We start from the raw sequence: 17,046 nt of genomic DNA, 5'->3' as shown, positions 1-17,046 counted from the left end.
TAGAAATTAAGCTTTAACTGCATTTCTTATTACTACTGTACCTTTGTTAGGTCCTGGGATACCACCCTTAATTAATAATAAGTTCTTTTCAGCTATTACTTTAACTACTTCTAAATTCATTACTGTTGTATTTACATTACCCATATGTCCAGGCATTCTCTTATTCTTGAATGTTCTAGATGGGTCTGAAGAAGCTCCCATTGAACCTGGTGCTCTCTTAAATTTAGAACCGTGAGTCATTGGTCCTCTTTGTTGGTTCCATCTCTTAATAACACCTTGGAATCCCTTACCTTTAGAAACTCCTGATACATCAATTTTATCTCCTGATTCAAATACATCAGCTTTAATTTCTTGACCAACTTCATATTGGCTTACATCTTCAAGTCTGAATTCTTTTAGAGTTCTCTTTAAAGAAACTCCTGCTTTTTCAAAATGTCCTTTAGCTGGTTTGTTAACTAATTTTTCTCTTATATCACCAAAACCAACTTGTATTGCGTCATAACCATCTTTTTCTACAGTTTTCTTTTGAACAACAACACATGGACCAGCTTCTACTACTGTAACTGGAATAACTTTTCCTGCTTCATTAAAGATTTGAGTCATTCCTATTTTCTTACCTATTATAGCTTTTTTCATGTATTTACACCTCCCAAACTAATTAGCGGACTGTTTCCAATCATAATAGTTCATTTTTAATTTCCAGCTTATAATTTAATTTCTATATCCACACCTGCTGGAAGATTTAATCTCATTAATGCATCAACAGTCTTAGGTGATGGATTAACTATGTCGATTAATCTCTTATGAGTTCTAATTTCAAATTGTTCTCTTGAATCTTTATATTTGTGAACCGCTCTTAATATTGTAACAACATCTTTTTCAGTTGGTAGTGGAACTGGTCCTACTACTTTAGCTCCTGATGTTTTTGCAGTTTCTACGATTTTTTCAGCTGATTGATCTAATATTGTGTGATCAAAAGCTTTTAATCTGATTCTTATTTTTTGCTTTGACATTATGGTTTCCCTCCTTTTCATGTACGCTTTACTTCTAACGCACAACAGCGGCTATTCTATAAACTGTACCGGGTGTTTCATTGCCACCTCAAAAGTTTATAAAATCCCTGTCGTCGGATTCTAGATCCAAACTACTCATCAAGAATTACCCGGAAGTCCGGCAACCTCTCGATTCATCGCTGTATGCTATGCAACTTCTTTATTATACTATCATTAAAAATATTTTTCAAGTTTTTTTTATACTTTTCTTGAAGTTTTTACTCACTTGATATTTTTATTTTTTCGTTTTTGTTTCTTTGTATCATTTTAATAGTATTTCTTATAAATTTCAATACATTTATTATATTTATTTATTATATTTTTTTAATAATATTTTTCATTTTTATCTTTTAATAGAAAAAAATAAGGTAGAGAAAACGTCTTTTCTCTACCCTATCTACATATTCTAATTAGAATTTTTAAAATTATAATTTTATATTAAATTTACAAATTATTATTAAGATTAAGCGTTAATCTTAGTAACAACTCCTGAACCTACAGTTCTTCCACCTTCTCTGATAGCGAATCTTAATCCTTCATCCATAGCTACTGGTGTGATTAATTCAACGTTCATATCAATGTGATCTCCAGGCATTACCATTTCCATTCCTTCTGGTAATTTGATTGATCCTGTAACGTCTGTTGTTCTAAAGTAGAATTGTGGTCTATATCCATCAAAGAATGGAGTATGTCTTCCACCTTCTTCTTTTTTAAGTACGTATACTTGACCTACGAACTTAGTGTGTGGGTGTACTGAGTTTGGTAAAGATAATACTTGACCTCTTTCGATGTCAGTTCTTTGAACACCTCTTAATAATGCTCCTATATTATCTCCCGCTTGCGCTTCGTCTAATAATTTTCTGAACATTTCGATTCCAGTTACAACAACTTTCTTCTTTTCTTCACTTAATCCTACGATTTCAACTTCGTCTCCTACGTGAAGTACTCCAGTTTCAACTCTACCAGTTGCAACTGTTCCTCTACCAGTGATTGTAAATACATCTTCGATTGGCATGATAAATGGTTTATCAGTTGCTCTTTCTGGTGTTGGGATGTAACTATCTACTGCTTCCATTAATTCTAAGATTGGAGCGATTGCTGCTTCATCTGTTGGGTTTTCTAATGCTTTTAATGCTGATCCCTTAATTACTGGAATATCATCTCCTGGGAAGTTGTATTCGCTTAATAATTCTCTAACTTCCATTTCAACTAATTCTAATAATTCTTCGTCATCTACCATATCTGCTTTGTTTAAGAATACTACGATGTAGTCAACTCCAACTCTTGATGCAAGTAAGATATGTTCTCTTGTTTGTGGCATTGGACCATCTGCTGCTGAACAAACTAAGATAGCTCCATCCATTTGTGCTGCTCCTGTGATCATGTTCTTAACATAGTCAGCATGTCCTGGACAGTCAACGTGAGCGTAGTGTCTGTTGTCTGTTTCATATTCAACGTGTGCAGTATTGATTGTGATTCCTCTTTCTTTTTCTTCTGGAGCCTTATCTATTGCTGCATAATCGAAAGCTTCTGCATATCCTCTTTTTGCTAATACAGTTGTGATTGCTGCTGTTAATGTAGTCTTACCGTGGTCTACGTGACCGATTGTTCCAATATTTACGTGTGGTTTACTTCTCTCAAATTTTTCCTTTGACATTGTAAAATTCCTCCCTTATTATAAAATAATTTAAAATATTATATTAATTTCTAAATATTATTTAGATTTTTTTCCAACAATTTGTTCTTGAACACTCTTTGGAACTTCTTCATAGTGGTCGAATACCATTGCGTAAACACCTCTACCTTGAGTTCTTGATCTTAAAGATGTAGCATATCCAAACATTTCTGATAACGGTACAAACGCTTTGATAAGTTGAGCACCATTAACTGCTTCCATGCCTTCCATTCTACCTCTTCTTGAATTTACGTCTCCAATAACATCTCCCATGTATTCTTCTGGAACTGTTATTTCAACTTTCATCATTGGTTCAAGAAGTACTGGATCTGCCTTAGCCATAGCATTCTTGAATGCCATAGAACCAGCAATCTTAAATGCCATTTCCGATGAATCAACTTCATGATATGAACCGTGTACTAACTTAACTTTAAAGTTAATAACGTTATATCCAGCAATTACACCATTTAAAGCTGCTTCTTTAATACCATTGTCAACAGCTGGAATATATTCCTTAGGAATAGCTCCTCCAACAATCGCATTTTCAAATACGTATTCTCCATCAGTTGGTTCCATTTCAATTACAGCATGACCGTATTGTCCTTTACCACCTGATTGTTTAGCATATTTAGCTTCTGCTTTAACAGCTTTTCTGATTGTTTCTTTATAAGAAACTTGAGGAGCTCCAACGTTACATTCAACCTTGAATTCTCTCTTAAGTCTATCAACAATGATATCTAAATGTAATTCACCCATACCTGATATAATTGTTTGACCTGTTTCTTCATCAGTCCAAGTTTTAAAAGTTGGATCTTCTTCTGCTAACTTAGCTAAAGCCAATCCCATCTTTTCTTGAGCTGCTTTAGTTTTAGGTTCAATAGCTATATCAATAACTGGTTCTGGGAAATCCATTGATTCAAGAACTATAGGTTCTTTTTCTGAACATAAAGTATCACCAGTAGTAGTGTTCTTTAATCCTATTATAGCTCCTAATTCTCCTGCTTCCAATGATTCAACTTCTTGTCTTGAGTTAGAGTGCATTTTAACAAGTCTTCCAACTCTTTCTTTTTTACCCTTAGTTGAGTTAAGAACATATGAACCTTTTTCCATTACACCTGAGTATATTCTTGCAAAAGCTAACTTACCAACAAATGGGTCAGTAGCAATCTTAAATGCTAATGCTGATAATGGTTCTTTATCGTCAGCATTTCTTTCAGCTTCTTCTCCTTCTAAAGTTGTTCCTGAAACTGCTGGTATATCTAATGGAGATGGTAAATAATCAACAACACCATCAATCATTTCTTGAACACCTTTATTTTTATATGAAGAACCACAAATACAAGGATAAATTTCATTAGCTATAGTAGCTTTTCTTAAAGCAGCTTTTAATTCTTCAACTGTAAGCTCTTCACCATCTAAGTATTTCATCATTAATTCTTCATCAGTTTCAGCAATAGCTTCTATCATTGCTGCTCTGTATTCTTCAGCTTGATCTACTAAATCAGCTGGAATTTCTTCTTCTCTCATATCTTTTCCAAGATCATCATAGAATACGAAAGCAACATTTCTTATAAGGTCTACCATACCTTTAAAATTTTCTTCTCCACCTATTGGAATTTGTATTGGAACAGCATTTCCTTTTAATCTATCTCTTACTGTATTTACGCATCTAAAGAAATCTGCACCTGTTGCATCCATCTTATTTACATAAATCATTCTTGGAACGCCGTATTTATCCGCCTGTCTCCAAACTGTTTCTGTTTGTGGTTCAACACCACTCTTAGCATCAAGAACAGTAACTGCTCCATCAAGTACTCTTAATGATCTTTCAACTTCTACTGTGAAGTCTACGTGACCAGGAGTATCAATAATATTTAATTCATGACCGTTCCATTCACATGATGTTGCAGCAGAAGTAATTGTTATACCTCTCTCTTGTTCTTGAACCATCCAGTCCATTGTAGCTTCACCATCATGAACTTCTCCTATTTTATGACTAACGCCTGTATAAAATAATATACGCTCAGTTGTTGTTGTTTTACCAGCATCAATATGAGCCATTATACCAAAATTACGAAATTTATCTAAAGGATATTTTCTAGCCATTAATTGTCCTCCTCTCAAATAGTAAGTATAAATTTGACAAAACTGTCTTGGCATAAACCAAAACAGTTTTTATATATATTAGTATCTGTAATGAGCAAATGCTTTATTCGCTTCTGCCATTTTATGAGTATCTTCTCTCTTCTTAACAGCTGCTCCAGTATTGTTAGCTGCATCTAATAATTCTCCTGCAACTCTTTCACTCATTAGCTTTTCGCCTCTTTTTCTAGCTGCTAATAACATCCATCTGATTCCTAAAGTCTGTCTTCTTTCTGTTCTAACTTCCATAGGAACTTGGTATGTTGCACCACCTATTCTTCTAGCTTTAACTTCTAGTAGTGGCATTACATTATTCATAGCTTCTTCAAAAACTTCTAAAGCTTCTTTACCGCTTTTTTCAGCGATTATTTCAAATGCTTTATAACAGATTTTTTGAGCTACACCTTTCTTACCATCTTCCATTATGCTGTTTATAAATTTAGTAACAACTTTTGAATTGTAAACTGGATCTGGTAATACATCTCTTTTTGCGATATGTCCTTTTCTTGGCACTTTTCTTCCCTCCTTAACAATTTAAATTTAAGTTCATCGGTACTCGGTATGTTTTTTCATACCGTAAAGTGCTTTCCTCATACATCTATATAAACTAAAATTAAAAATCTATGTAAATGCGAAGATTAGCACTAAACTAAGTTAACCTTATTTTTTCTTTGGTTTCTTAGCACCGTATTTTGATCTTCCTTGCATTCTGTTAGCTACTCCTGCGCAGTCTAACGCACCTCTTACTATATGGTATCTTACACCAGGAAGGTCCTTAACTCTACCACCTCTTATAAGAACAACACTATGTTCTTGTAAGTTATGGCCTACACCACCAATGTATGCAGTTACTTCAAATCCATTTGTAAGTCTTACTCTCGCAATTTTTCTTAACGCTGAGTTAGGCTTCTTTGGAGTTGTTGTTTTTACTACAGTACATACCCCTCTTTTTTGAGGGCATTCTTTAAGTGCTGGTGCAGTAGATTTTACTGCTGTTGACTTTCTGCCTTTTCTTACTAATTGGCTAATAGTTGGCATTTTTTCACCTCCCAAAATTTATTTATCTATATTAAATTAAGATAAACACTAAGTTAAATAAGCATAATTAACTTTAACCTAAAAATAATTATTTACTCAATAATTCATATATAACCATAAAATCAATTATAGCTTATACTTGCATACAAGCTTTACATAAATATACATTGTCATAAAAACTCATGAAGACAAAACTCATTTTGCCTTCATGATGTTTATTAACAAATATAAATTTGTAGCTTTATCAGCCACACAAACTGTATTTTATCATTTTAATATACTCATGTCAATAAAATTAATTATTCAACTGATTCTATAATATTTTCTTCTATTTTTTCATTTTTTGTATTTAAATTTAAAGATCTGTATCTCATCATACCTGTTCCTGCTGGTATTAATTTACCGATGATTACATTTTCTTTTAATCCTATTAATGGATCAACTTTTCCTTTTATAGCTGCTTCTGTAAGAACTCTAGTAGTTTCTTGGAATGAAGCTGCTGATAAGAAGCTATCTGTTGCTAATGCTGCTTTAGTAATACCTAGTAAAGATTGTTCGCCCTTAGCTTCTTCTCCACCAAATTCTCTAACCTTAGCATTTGCTTCTTCAAAATCAAATATATCTATCATTGTACCTGGTAATAATTCAGTATCACCCGATTCAAGAACTTTTACTTTTCTAGTCATTTGTCTTACAACTACTTCAAGATGTTTATCATTAATATCAACACCTTGTAATCTATATACCTTTTGAACTTCTGAAAGTAAGTATCTTCTAGCTCCATCTACACCTTTAATGTTCATAATATCATGTGGATTTACTGATCCTTCTGTTATTTCATCTCCAGCTTCAATGTAATCTCCATCTGTTACTTTTAATCTTGATCCAAATGGTATATCATAACTACGTTCTTCACCATCTGCATCCATCACAAATACAGTTCTCTTCTTCTTAGTTTCTTCAATTCTTATATTCCCATTTATCTCACTTACTATAGCAAGCCCCTTTGGTTTTCTAGCTTCGAATAATTCTTCAACTCTAGGTAAACCTTGAGTAATATCTGATCCAGCAACTCCACCAGTATGGAATGTTCTCATTGTAAGCTGCGTTCCAGGTTCACCAATTGATTGAGCAGCTATTATACCAACTGCTTCTCCAATATCAATCTTCTTAGCAGTTGCCATGTTCATTCCGTAACATTTTGCACATACACCTATTTTACAACTACATGTAAATACAGATCTTATCTTAACTTTCTTAATTCCAGCTGTAACAACCTTATCAGCTATTTGTGAATCCATATACTCATTTTTAGCTACTATAACATCTCCAGTATTAGGATCAACTATATCTTCTGCAGTATATCTACCAATTAATCTTTCTTTTAATTCTTCGATTACTTCTGAACCTTCTTTTATTTCAGTTACATATATTCCTGCATCAGTTCCACAGTCTTCTTCTCTTACAATTACATCTTGAGAGACATCAACAAGTCTTCTTGTTAAATAACCTGAATCGGCTGTCTTTAACGCTGTATCCGCATTACCTTTTCTAGCTCCGTGAGTAGATATAAAGTATTCTAATACATCAAGACCTTCTCTAAATGATGCCCTGATAGGTAATTCAAGAATCTTTCCTGATGGACTTGCCATAAGACCTCTCATACCTGCTAATTGTTTAATTTGTGACTTAGAACCTCTGGCTCCTGAATCTGCCATCATGTAAATTGGATTAAACTTATCCATACTATCCATTAAAGCATCTGCAACATCTTCTGTTGTCTTAGTCCATTTTTCTATAACTCTCTCATATCTTTCATCTTCAGATATGAATCCTCTCTTATACATCTTTTCGATTTTCTCTACTGTTTCATCTGCCTCTTTTAGTAAATCATACTTAACCTTAGGTACTATCATATCTGATGCTGCAACTGTTACCGCACCAATTGATGAATAATGGTATCCTAAAGCTTTGATGTTATCAAGCATTATAGAAGTTTTTGTAGGACCATGTTTCATATAACATTTATCTATAACTTTTCCTAATGCTTTCTTAGTCACTAAGAAATCTATTTCTAAATTTAATTTTTCTTCTTCAGTAACTCTATTAACAAATCCTAAATCTTGTGGAATTGATTCATTAAATATAAGTTTTCCTACTGTAGTTTTGATTATTCCTGATTCTACTATTCCATTTATTTCCTTGAATACTCTAACATTTATTTGTGCATGAATATCTATATATTTAGATTCATAAGCCATAACAGCTTCTTCTTTGCTAGAGAAAGTCATTCCTTCACCTTTAGCATCAGTTCTATCCATTGTTAAATAGTAAGAACCAAGAACCATATCTTGTGTTGGTACACAAACAGGCTTACCATCAGATGGTTTTAAAATATTTCCTGCTGCTAACATTAAGAATCTAGCTTCTGCTTGTGCTTCCACTGATAAAGGTACGTGAACAGCCATTTGGTCTCCATCGAAATCTGCATTATATGCTGTACATGCTAATGGATGTAATTTAATTGCTCTTCCTTCTACTAATACAGGTTGGAATGCTTGAATTCCTAATCTATGTAGTGTAGGAGCACGGTTAAGTAATACTGGATGATCAGCAATAACTTCTTCTAATACATCCCATACTTGTGGTAAAACTCTTTCTACCATTCTCTTAGCACTCTTTATGTTATGTGCAATTCCATCTTGGACTAACTTTTTCATAACAAATGGTTTGAATAACTCTAAAGCCATTTCTTTCGGAAGTCCACATTGGTACATCTTTAATTCTGGTCCAACAACAATAACTGATCTACCAGAATAATCAACTCTCTTACCAAGTAAGTTTTGTCTAAATCTACCTTGCTTACCTTTTAACATATCTGAAAGGGATTTTAAAGGTCTATTTCCTGGACCAGTAACTGGTCTACCTCTTCTACCATTATCAATAAGAGCATCTACTGCTTCTTGAAGCATTCTTTTTTCATTTCTTACTATAATATCAGGTGCTCCCAAATCTAATAATTTCTTTAATCTATTATTTCTATTAATAACTCTTCTATATAAATCATTTAAATCAGATGTCGCAAATCTTCCTCCATCTAATTGAACCATAGGTCTTAAATCTGGTGGAATTACAGGAATTACATTTATAATCATCCATTTAGGATCATTTCCTGATTTAGCAAAAGATTCAACAACTTCTAATCTTCTTATAATTCTTACTCTTTTTTGACCTGTGCTTTGTTTTAATTCTTCTTTAAGTTCTTTAGCACCTGCTACTAAATCTATTTCTCCAAGTAATTCTTGGATTGCTTCAGCACCCATTCCAGCAACAAAACTGTCATCACCATATTTATCTACTGCTTCTCTATATTCTTTTTCATTAAGCAATTGTTTCTTTAATAATGGTGTTTCTTTTGGGTCTATTACTATATAAGACGCAAAATATAAAACTTTTTCTAAAGCCCTTGGTGACATATCCATTAATAATCCCATCCTTGATGGAATTCCTTTGAAATACCAGATGTGAGAAACTGGAGCAGCCAGTTCAATGTGCCCCATTCTTTCTCTTCTTACTTTAGCTTTTGTAACTTCAACTCCACATCGGTCACAAACTATACCTTTATATCTTACTCTTTTGTATTTTCCACAGTGACATTCCCAATCTTTCATAGGTCCAAATATTCTTTCACAAAAAAGACCGTCTTTTTCTGGTTTTAATGTTCTGTAATTAATAGTTTCCGGTTTTTTTACTTCTCCTCTTGACCACTCTCTTATTTGTTCTGGAGATGCTAAACCAATTTGTATGGCATCAAAATTATTTAACTCAAACAAGGGTAAATCCTCCCTTCAAATTAATGTTCATCATTAAAATCATCTAATTCTAGATTAGTTTCAAATGGTTCTATTTCAAAATTTTCATCATATTCAATTTCATCAAGGTCTTCCCTATATTCCTCATCGGTAGTTTCAACATTATTATCTGCTACTGCAATGTTTTCTTCTACCGCAGTGTTTTCTTCTGAACCTTCCATATTAACATCTAAATCAGTCATTTCTTCATCAGCATACTCTTTTAAACTAACTTCTTGATGACTTTCATTTAAAACTTTAACATCTAAGCATAATGCTTGAAGCTCTTTTATAAGTACTTTGAATGATTCTGGAACTCCTGGTTCTGGAATATTTTCACCTTTAACAATAGCCTCATATGTTTTTACTCTACCTACAACATCATCTGATTTAACAGTTAATATTTCTTGTAATGTATGAGCTGCTCCATATGCTTCTAGAGCCCAAACTTCCATTTCTCCAAATCTTTGACCACCAAATTGAGCTTTACCCCCTAGTGGTTGTTGTGTAACTAAAGAATATGGACCTGTTGATCTAGCATGAATCTTATCATCAACTAGATGGGCAAGTTTTAAGATATACATTATACCTACTGTTACTGGATTATCAAATGGCTCTCCTGTTCTACCATCATATAATGTAGTTTTTCCATTTGCATTATAACCTGCTTTTTCTAAACATTTTTCTATTTCATTTTCAGTAGCGCCATCAAATACTGGTGTTGATATATGCCAACCTAATTTACTAGCTGCCCATCCTAAATGAACCTCAAGTACCTGACCAATATTCATACGTGAAGGTACACCTAGAGGGTTTAAGCATATCTGTAACGGTCTACCATCTGGCAAGAATGGCATATCTTCTTCAGGTAATATTCTTGAAATAACCCCTTTATTACCATGACGTCCAGCCATCTTATCTCCTACTGATATTTTTCTTTTTTGTACTATATAACATCTTACAAGTTCATTTACTCCTGGATTTAATTCGTCTCCATTTTCCCTTGTAAATACCTTAATATCAACGATTATACCCGCTTCTCCGTGAGGAACTCTTAAAGAAGTATCTCTAACTTCTCTTGCCTTTTCTCCAAAGATTGCTCTCAATAATCTTTCTTCAGCTGTAAGCTCAGTTTCTCCCTTAGGTGTAACTTTACCAACTAAGATATCTCCCGATCTTACTTCAGCACCTATTCTAATGATACCTCTATCATCTATATCTTTAAGTGCATCTTCACTTACATTAGGTATATCTCTAGTTATTTCTTCTGGTCCTAACTTAGTATCTCTTGCTTCACATTCATATTCTTCAATATGCATAGATGTAAATACATCTTCTCTAACTAATTCTTCTGAAATAAGCATAGCATCTTCATAGTTATAACCTTCCCAAGTTATGAATCCCATTCTGATGTTTTTACCTAATGCTATTTCCCCTAAATCAGTTGAAGGACCATCTGCAAGAACTTGATTCTTAAATACCATTTCACCTGTACTTACCATAGGTCTTTGATTAATACAACTACTTTGGTTACTTCTTTTGAACTTTAATAATCTATAAGTATCCGTTCCTCCATCTGAATCTCTCTTTACACGAATTTCATTTGCAGATACATAAGTAACAGTACCAGCGTTTTTAGCTTTTGGAAGAACTCCTGAGTCTACCGCAGCCTTAAATTCTATTCCAGTACCAACTATTGGCGCTTGTGGTTTTAATAATGGAACTGCTTGACGTTGCATGTTAGATCCCATAAGAGCTCTTGATGCATCATCATTTTCAAGGAAAGGTATCATAGCTGTTGCTACTGATACAATTTGTCTTGCTGATACGTCCATTAAATCAACTTCTGTTGCTGCAACTACTAATACATCTTCTAAATATCTGACAGTTACTTTTTTATCTACAAAATAACCATCTTCATCTAATGGTTCTTTTGCTTGAGCAATTAAACATTGATCTTCTTCGTCAGCTGTAAAATATCTTATTTCATCAGTTGCTCTACCATTTTCTTTATCTACAATTCTATATGGTGTTTCTATAAAACCATATTCATTAACTCTTGCAAAAGTAGCTAATGAGTTTATAAGACCTATATTTGGTCCTTCTGGAGTTTCTATAGGACACATTCTACCATAATGAGAATGATGAACGTCTCTAACTTCAAACCCAGCTCTTTCTCTTGAAAGACCTCCTGGTCCTAAAGCTGATAATCTTCTCTTATGTGTTAATTCTGATAATGGATTTGTTTGATCCATGAATTGAGATAATTGAGAACTACCAAAGAATTCTTTAATAGCTGCTGCTACTGGTCTTATATTAATTAACATTTGAGGAGTTATTGACTCTTGGTCTTGAATAGTCATTCTTTCCTTAACTACTCTTTCCATTCTAGATAAACCAATTCTAAATTGATTTTGTAATAGTTCTCCTACAGATCTTAGTCTTCTATTTCCTAGATGGTCTATATCATCAACATAACCTACTCCATAAGGTAAACCTAATTCATAACTAATAGTTGCAAATATATCATCTTTTATGATATGTTTTGGAATAAGTCTGCTTAAATTCTTTTTAATCTCTTCTTTAATTGTTGCTTCATCAGAATAATTATCTAATATTTCTTTTAAAGTCGGATAATGTACTAACTCTTTTATTTGTAAATCACTTACATCAAAAGGTACTTGCTTTGTTATATCTACAAAATTATTACTAATAGCTCTAACAAGTTTATCATCAACTAATATATCAACTGATTTTATTCCTGCATTTTGAATATCTTCTGCTAGTAATCTACTTATTTTTTGGCCTTTTTCAACCATAATTTCTCCAGTAGATGGATTAATTATATCCATAGCTGCTATTTGATTAGCTATTCTTAAATTTAATGCAAGTTTTTTATTGAACTTATATCTTCCAACTCTAGATAAATCATATCTTTTAGCATCAAAAAATAATGAGTCTATTAATGATATTGCACTATCTACCGTTGGTGGTTCACCCGGTCTTAATCTCTTATATATTTCAAGTAGTGCTTCTTCTCTAGTTTTAGTATTGTCTTTTTCAATACTTGCTCTGAATCTCTCATCTTCACCAAAGAAATCCAATAGTTCTTGATCACTTCCAAACCCCATAGCTCTAGCTAAAATTGTAATTGGGAGCTTTCTTGTTTTATCAATTCTTACATAAATAATATCGTTAGAGTCTGTTTCATACTCTAACCATGCACCTCTATTAGGAATTACAGTAGCTGAATATAGTTTCTTACCAGTCTTATCAATTGAATAATTGTAATAAACTCCTGGCGATCTAACTAATTGGCTTACAATAACTCTTTCTGCACCATTAATTATAAAAGTACCTTGTTCAGTCATTAATGGAAAATCTCCCATAAATACTTCTTGTTCTTTTATTTCACCAGTTTCATTATTTTGTAATCTAACTGAAACTTTTAATGGTGCTGCATAAGTTGCATCTCTTTCTTTACACTCTTCAACAGAATACTTGATATTATCCATATCAAGTTTATAATCTACAAATTCTAGCACTAAATTTCCTGTAAAATTTGTAATAGGATTGATATCATCAAAAACTTCGTGTAGGCCTTCTTTTAAAAACCACTGATATGAATCTAATTGAACTTCAATTAAATTCGGCATTTCTGTAACGTCTTTGACTTTACCAAAACTCATTCTCGTTCTTTTTCCAATTTGGACAGGATGTACCATCAACTTTCACCCCTTGTATAAAGTAAAATAACCAAAAAACATACTTTCCCTAAGGATTTATGCTTTCGGATAGCGTCTTCTTTCAGTATAACCATTTATGGTCAGATTATACTTATTTTTCCCACATATATATACTTACCCACTATCATGGTTAAGTACATTATATGATACTATCATATAAAATTTTCATTGTCAATATATTATTTAAGTAAAACTTTCAGGAAAATTTTAGATATATTAACACTCTAATAGCTATAAAGCTATATAAATTATTCACTACATAAATGAACATTTTATATAGCTTTATAAAATGAGTTTAAAAAAGGTGCTATATAAGCACCTTTTTATATATAAGAAATTAAATTATTTAACTTCTACTTCTGCTCCAACTTCAGCTAATTTAGCTTTCATGTCTTCTGCTTCTTCTTTAGATACAGCTTCTTTTAATGTCTTAGGAGCTCCATCAACTATTTCTTTAGCTTCTTTTAATCCTAATCCAGTAATTTCTCTAACTGCTTTGATTACTTTGATTTTGTTTCCACCAGCACTAGCTAATATTACATCAAATTCAGTTTTTTCTTCTGCAGCTCCACCAGCTACTCCTCCTGCTACTGCAACTGGAGCAGCAGCGCTTACTCCAAATTCTTCTTCGCAAGCTTTTACTAATTCATTTAATTCTAAAACGCTCATTTCTTTTATAGCTTGAATGATATCTTCTCTTGTCATTTTAAATAGCACCTCCGAAATTTTTCATTAATTTTATTTTTTTAATTCAGCATTATTCAGCTGATTCTGATTCCTTACTATCTTTAATTGCACTTAATAAGTAAGCAAAATTTGATAGTGGAGACTTGATACTTCCAAGAAGTTTTGCAATAAGAACTTCTTTTGAAGGAATTGTAGCAAGTTGTTTGATCTTATCTGCATCGTAGATTTCTCCTTCTACGATACCAGCTTTTAATTCTAACTTTTTATGATCTTTAGCAAAATCATTTAGAACTCTAGCTCCTACAGTAACATCTTCATATCCAAATGCAATAGCTACTGGTCCTTCTAAGTATTCTACAGCACCATCTAAACCTAATTCTTTAGCTGCTATAGTTACTAAAGTATTTTTGTATACTTTATATTCTACGCCTGCTTCTCTTAAATTTTTTCTAAGAGCCGTATCTTCTTCAACTGTTAAGCCTTGATACTTAGTGAACACAACTGCTTTTGCTTTTTCTAACTTTTCTTTAATTTCAGCAACCTTTGCTTCTTTAAGTTGTCTGTTGTTGTTCATGCTATGATCCACCTCCTCACAGTTTTAAACTGCTTATTTCTATTAAAAAAGATCTTCCCATAGACAGAGAAGATCTATAATAAACTAATTATTATATACCTCGGTAGGTAGTATACACCGTTACGCTTTCGCACCTACTGTCTATGGAAAATATATTTTTAACTTTTCACAACGAATTAAAATATATCATATTTAATTCATTATGTCAATATTAATCTAAAGCTTTTGTTGGATTAATTTTTGCTCCAGGTCCCATTGTGCTAGAAACAGTAATTGATTTTAAATATTGTCCCTTAGCAGCAGCTGGCTTAGCTTTAACTAAAGCTTCCATTAATGTTGTAAAGTTTTCTTTTAACTTTTCAGCTCCAAAAGATTTCTTTCCTATTGGACAGTGAACTATAGAAGTTTTATCAACTCTATATTCAACTTTACCAGCTTTAATTTCAGCAATTGCTTTAGCAACATCAAATGTTACTGTACCTGATTTAGGGTTTGGCATTAATCCTTTAGGTCCTAATATTCTACCTATTCTACCAACTACACCCATCATATCTGGAGTAGCAACAACAACATCATAATCAAACCAGTTTTCTGTTTGGATCTTTTGAACTAATTCTTCAGCTCCTACAAAATCTGCTCCTGCTTCTTGAGCTTCAGTAGCTTTATCTCCTTTAGCAAAAACAAGAACTCTAACTGTTTTACCAGTTCCATTAGGTAATACAATTGCTCCTCTAACTTGTTGATCTGCATGTCTTGGATCAACACCAAGTCTTACATGTAATTCAATTGTTTCATCAAAGTTTGCTTTCGCAGTTTTTACAGTTAAATCTAATGCTTCTGCTGGATTGTATAAAGCACTTTTATCTATTAACTTTGAACTTTCAATATATTTCTTTCCCATTATAAGCCTCCTCTGTGGTATTAGCGGTTTTTACCTCCCACTTATTTTTACAAATTACTCTTGAATTGTTATACCCATACTTCTTGCTGTACCTTCAATCATTCTCATAGCTGATTCAATGTTAGCAGCATTTAAGTCTGGCATTTTAACTTCGGCAATCTTTTTAACTTGTTCTTTAGTTAAACTTCCTACTTTAGTTCTATTAGGCACTCCTGATCCACTTTCTAATCCTAATTCTTTCTTGATTAGAACAGCAGCTGGAGGAGTCTTTAATATGAAACTAAAAGATCTATCTTGGTAAACAGTTATTACTACTGGTATTATTAATCCAGCTTGACTTGCTGTTTTTGCGTTAAACTCCTTACAGAATCCCATTATATTTACACCATGTTGACCTAAAGCCGGACCAACAGGTGGTGCTGGTGTTGCCTTACCTGCTTGAAGTTGAAGTTTAATCATTCCAGTTACTTTTTTAGCCATTTTCGTTATTCCTCCTACACTGTGGTATATACGGACTTTTGTCCTCCCACTTATTTGAAATTAGTTTATATTTAAAATTAAACTAATTTTTCAACTTGATTAAAGTCTAGTTCAGCAAGTGTTTCCCTGCCAAACATATCTACTAAAGCCTTTATCTTTTTCTTTTCTAAAACTATCTCTTGGATCTTTGCTACTGAATCCCTTAAAGGTCCAGAGATAATTTTTATACTTTCCCCTACTTCTAAATCAATCTCAACAGGCATTTCTAAAACTCCCATTGCTTCCACTTCTTCATCAGAAAGAGGAACTGGCTTTGATCCTGGTCCTACAAATCCTGTGACCCCTCTTGTGTTTCTTACAACATACCAAGATTCATCTGTCATCAGCATTTTTATTAAAACATAACCAGGAAATTTCTTTTTTAATGAGACTTTTTGTTTGCCATCTTTTTCCTCAATCACTTCTTCCATTGGCACTTGCATGTCATAAATTAGTGATTCAAGATTTCTGTTTTCAATTGCTTTTTCTAGGTTTGCTTTAACCTTATTTTCGTATCCAGAGTATGTATGCACTACATACCATCTTGCTCTATCACTCATACTTGTTAGGTGAATAAAACTCACCCAAACCTCCTTTTACTTCAAATTAAAAATCATTTCAAAGAGGTTCTTGAAAATAAAATCTAATCCGCCAACTAATAATATATATATTATTGCGAATATACCCACTGCAATAAATGCTTTTTTTGTCTCATCCTTTGAAGGCCAAGTTATTATTTTAACTTCTGCCTTAACCTCTCTAAAAAAACTAAACAAGCCACCTTGTTTCTTAGTAGTCTTATTAGTTTTTGCAATATCTTTTACTGACATAACTTCACTTCCTTAAATGTAATTAAGTATA

Annotated in this window: 14 protein-coding genes and 1 other annotated feature; all 14 genes read right to left on the bottom strand. The window is 32.8% G+C overall.

Features of this window, described 5'->3' with window-relative positions:
* Nucleotides 1–6: 6 nt before the first annotated feature.
* The 14 genes from rplC to secE all read right to left on the bottom strand — a co-directional run bounded on the left by rplC (nucleotide 7) and on the right by secE (nucleotide 17,015).
* On the bottom strand, nucleotides 7–636 hold the full coding sequence (rplC, locus tag BGI42_RS01075) for a 50S ribosomal protein L3 (RefSeq protein ID WP_069678566.1): 630 nt from the start codon (nucleotides 634–636) through the stop codon (nucleotides 7–9).
* Nucleotides 637–704: 68 nt separating this feature from the next.
* Nucleotides 705–1,013 (bottom strand): 30S ribosomal protein S10, encoded by a 309-nt coding sequence (rpsJ, locus tag BGI42_RS01070; RefSeq protein ID WP_002582605.1) that lies wholly within the window; start codon nucleotides 1,011–1,013, stop codon nucleotides 705–707.
* Nucleotides 1,014–1,515: 502 nt separating this feature from the next.
* The gene (gene tuf / locus BGI42_RS01065) at nucleotides 1,516–2,709 is read right to left on the bottom strand and encodes an elongation factor Tu (RefSeq protein ID WP_069678553.1); all 1,194 of its coding nucleotides are present in this window, start codon (nucleotides 2,707–2,709) and stop codon (nucleotides 1,516–1,518) included.
* Nucleotides 2,710–2,766: 57 nt separating this feature from the next.
* Nucleotides 2,767–4,833 (bottom strand): elongation factor G, encoded by a 2,067-nt coding sequence (gene fusA, locus BGI42_RS01060; protein ID WP_069678565.1) that lies wholly within the window; start codon nucleotides 4,831–4,833, stop codon nucleotides 2,767–2,769.
* Between the two features lie 78 nt (nucleotides 4,834–4,911).
* On the bottom strand, nucleotides 4,912–5,382 hold the full coding sequence (gene rpsG, locus BGI42_RS01055; RefSeq protein WP_069678564.1) for a 30S ribosomal protein S7: 471 nt from the start codon (nucleotides 5,380–5,382) through the stop codon (nucleotides 4,912–4,914).
* Nucleotides 5,383–5,529: 147 nt separating this feature from the next.
* Nucleotides 5,530–5,907 carry a 30S ribosomal protein S12 gene (gene rpsL / locus BGI42_RS01050; protein ID WP_069678563.1) on the bottom strand — a complete coding sequence of 126 codons (378 nt, stop codon included), beginning with the start codon at nucleotides 5,905–5,907 and terminating at the stop codon, nucleotides 5,530–5,532.
* Between the two features lie 299 nt (nucleotides 5,908–6,206).
* A complete protein-coding gene (gene rpoC / locus BGI42_RS01045; protein ID WP_069678562.1) occupies nucleotides 6,207–9,740 on the bottom strand; it encodes a DNA-directed RNA polymerase subunit beta' in 3,534 nt (1,177 codons plus the stop codon).
* A 20-nt stretch (nucleotides 9,741–9,760) separates the two neighbouring features.
* On the bottom strand, nucleotides 9,761–13,483 hold the full coding sequence (rpoB, locus tag BGI42_RS01040) for a DNA-directed RNA polymerase subunit beta (protein WP_069678561.1): 3,723 nt from the start codon (nucleotides 13,481–13,483) through the stop codon (nucleotides 9,761–9,763).
* 363 nt (nucleotides 13,484–13,846) lie between these two features.
* A complete protein-coding gene (rplL, locus tag BGI42_RS01035; RefSeq protein ID WP_069678560.1) occupies nucleotides 13,847–14,209 on the bottom strand; it encodes a 50S ribosomal protein L7/L12 in 363 nt (120 codons plus the stop codon).
* Between the two features lie 52 nt (nucleotides 14,210–14,261).
* Nucleotides 14,262–14,765 (bottom strand): 50S ribosomal protein L10, encoded by a 504-nt coding sequence (gene rplJ / locus BGI42_RS01030; protein ID WP_069678559.1) that lies wholly within the window; start codon nucleotides 14,763–14,765, stop codon nucleotides 14,262–14,264.
* A 35-nt stretch (nucleotides 14,766–14,800) separates the two neighbouring features.
* Nucleotides 14,801–14,930 (bottom strand) — a sequence feature (ribosomal protein L10 leader region).
* Between the two features lie 46 nt (nucleotides 14,931–14,976).
* On the bottom strand, nucleotides 14,977–15,666 hold the full coding sequence (rplA, locus tag BGI42_RS01025; RefSeq protein WP_069678558.1) for a 50S ribosomal protein L1: 690 nt from the start codon (nucleotides 15,664–15,666) through the stop codon (nucleotides 14,977–14,979).
* Between the two features lie 54 nt (nucleotides 15,667–15,720).
* Nucleotides 15,721–16,146, bottom strand: coding sequence for a 50S ribosomal protein L11 (rplK, locus tag BGI42_RS01020; protein ID WP_069678557.1), 426 nt, complete (start codon nucleotides 16,144–16,146; stop codon nucleotides 15,721–15,723).
* 77 nt (nucleotides 16,147–16,223) lie between these two features.
* Complete coding sequence (gene nusG, locus BGI42_RS01015; protein ID WP_069678556.1) at nucleotides 16,224–16,745, bottom strand: transcription termination/antitermination protein NusG; 522 nt, start codon at nucleotides 16,743–16,745, stop codon at nucleotides 16,224–16,226.
* A 36-nt stretch (nucleotides 16,746–16,781) separates the two neighbouring features.
* The gene (gene secE / locus BGI42_RS01010; RefSeq protein WP_069678555.1) at nucleotides 16,782–17,015 is read right to left on the bottom strand and encodes a preprotein translocase subunit SecE; all 234 of its coding nucleotides are present in this window, start codon (nucleotides 17,013–17,015) and stop codon (nucleotides 16,782–16,784) included.
* Nucleotides 17,016–17,046: the final 31 nt, after the last annotated feature.

It is taken from the genome of Clostridium taeniosporum, from assembly GCF_001735765.2.
GTDB classification, from domain to species: Bacteria; Bacillota; Clostridia; order Clostridiales; family Clostridiaceae; genus Clostridium; species Clostridium taeniosporum.
Note: the sequence above shows the minus strand (reverse complement) of the source record. Positions and strands in the feature narration are given on the sequence as shown.

Excerpts from the sequence above, each read along its gene's own strand:
- tuf (WP_069678553.1), bottom strand. The coding sequence starts at position 2,709 with ATGTCAAAGGAAAAATTTGAGAGAAGTAAACCACACGTAAATATTGGA.
- rpsJ (WP_002582605.1), bottom strand. The coding sequence starts at position 1,013 with ATGTCAAAGCAAAAAATAAGAATCAGATTAAAAGCTTTTGATCACACA.
- rpsL (WP_069678563.1), bottom strand. The coding sequence starts at position 5,907 with ATGCCAACTATTAGCCAATTAGTAAGAAAAGGCAGAAAGTCAACAGCA.
- rpoB (WP_069678561.1), bottom strand. The coding sequence starts at position 13,483 with ATGGTACATCCTGTCCAAATTGGAAAAAGAACGAGAATGAGTTTTGGT.
- fusA (WP_069678565.1), bottom strand. The coding sequence starts at position 4,833 with ATGGCTAGAAAATATCCTTTAGATAAATTTCGTAATTTTGGTATAATG.
- rplC (WP_069678566.1), bottom strand. The coding sequence starts at position 636 with ATGAAAAAAGCTATAATAGGTAAGAAAATAGGAATGACTCAAATCTTT.
- rplJ (WP_069678559.1), bottom strand. The coding sequence starts at position 14,765 with ATGAACAACAACAGACAACTTAAAGAAGCAAAGGTTGCTGAAATTAAA.
- secE (WP_069678555.1), bottom strand. The coding sequence starts at position 17,015 with ATGTCAGTAAAAGATATTGCAAAAACTAATAAGACTACTAAGAAACAA.
- rplK (WP_069678557.1), bottom strand. The coding sequence starts at position 16,146 with ATGGCTAAAAAAGTAACTGGAATGATTAAACTTCAACTTCAAGCAGGT.
- rplA (WP_069678558.1), bottom strand. The coding sequence starts at position 15,666 with ATGGGAAAGAAATATATTGAAAGTTCAAAGTTAATAGATAAAAGTGCT.
- nusG (WP_069678556.1), bottom strand. The coding sequence starts at position 16,745 with ATGAGTGATAGAGCAAGATGGTATGTAGTGCATACATACTCTGGATAC.
- rplL (WP_069678560.1), bottom strand. The coding sequence starts at position 14,209 with ATGACAAGAGAAGATATCATTCAAGCTATAAAAGAAATGAGCGTTTTA.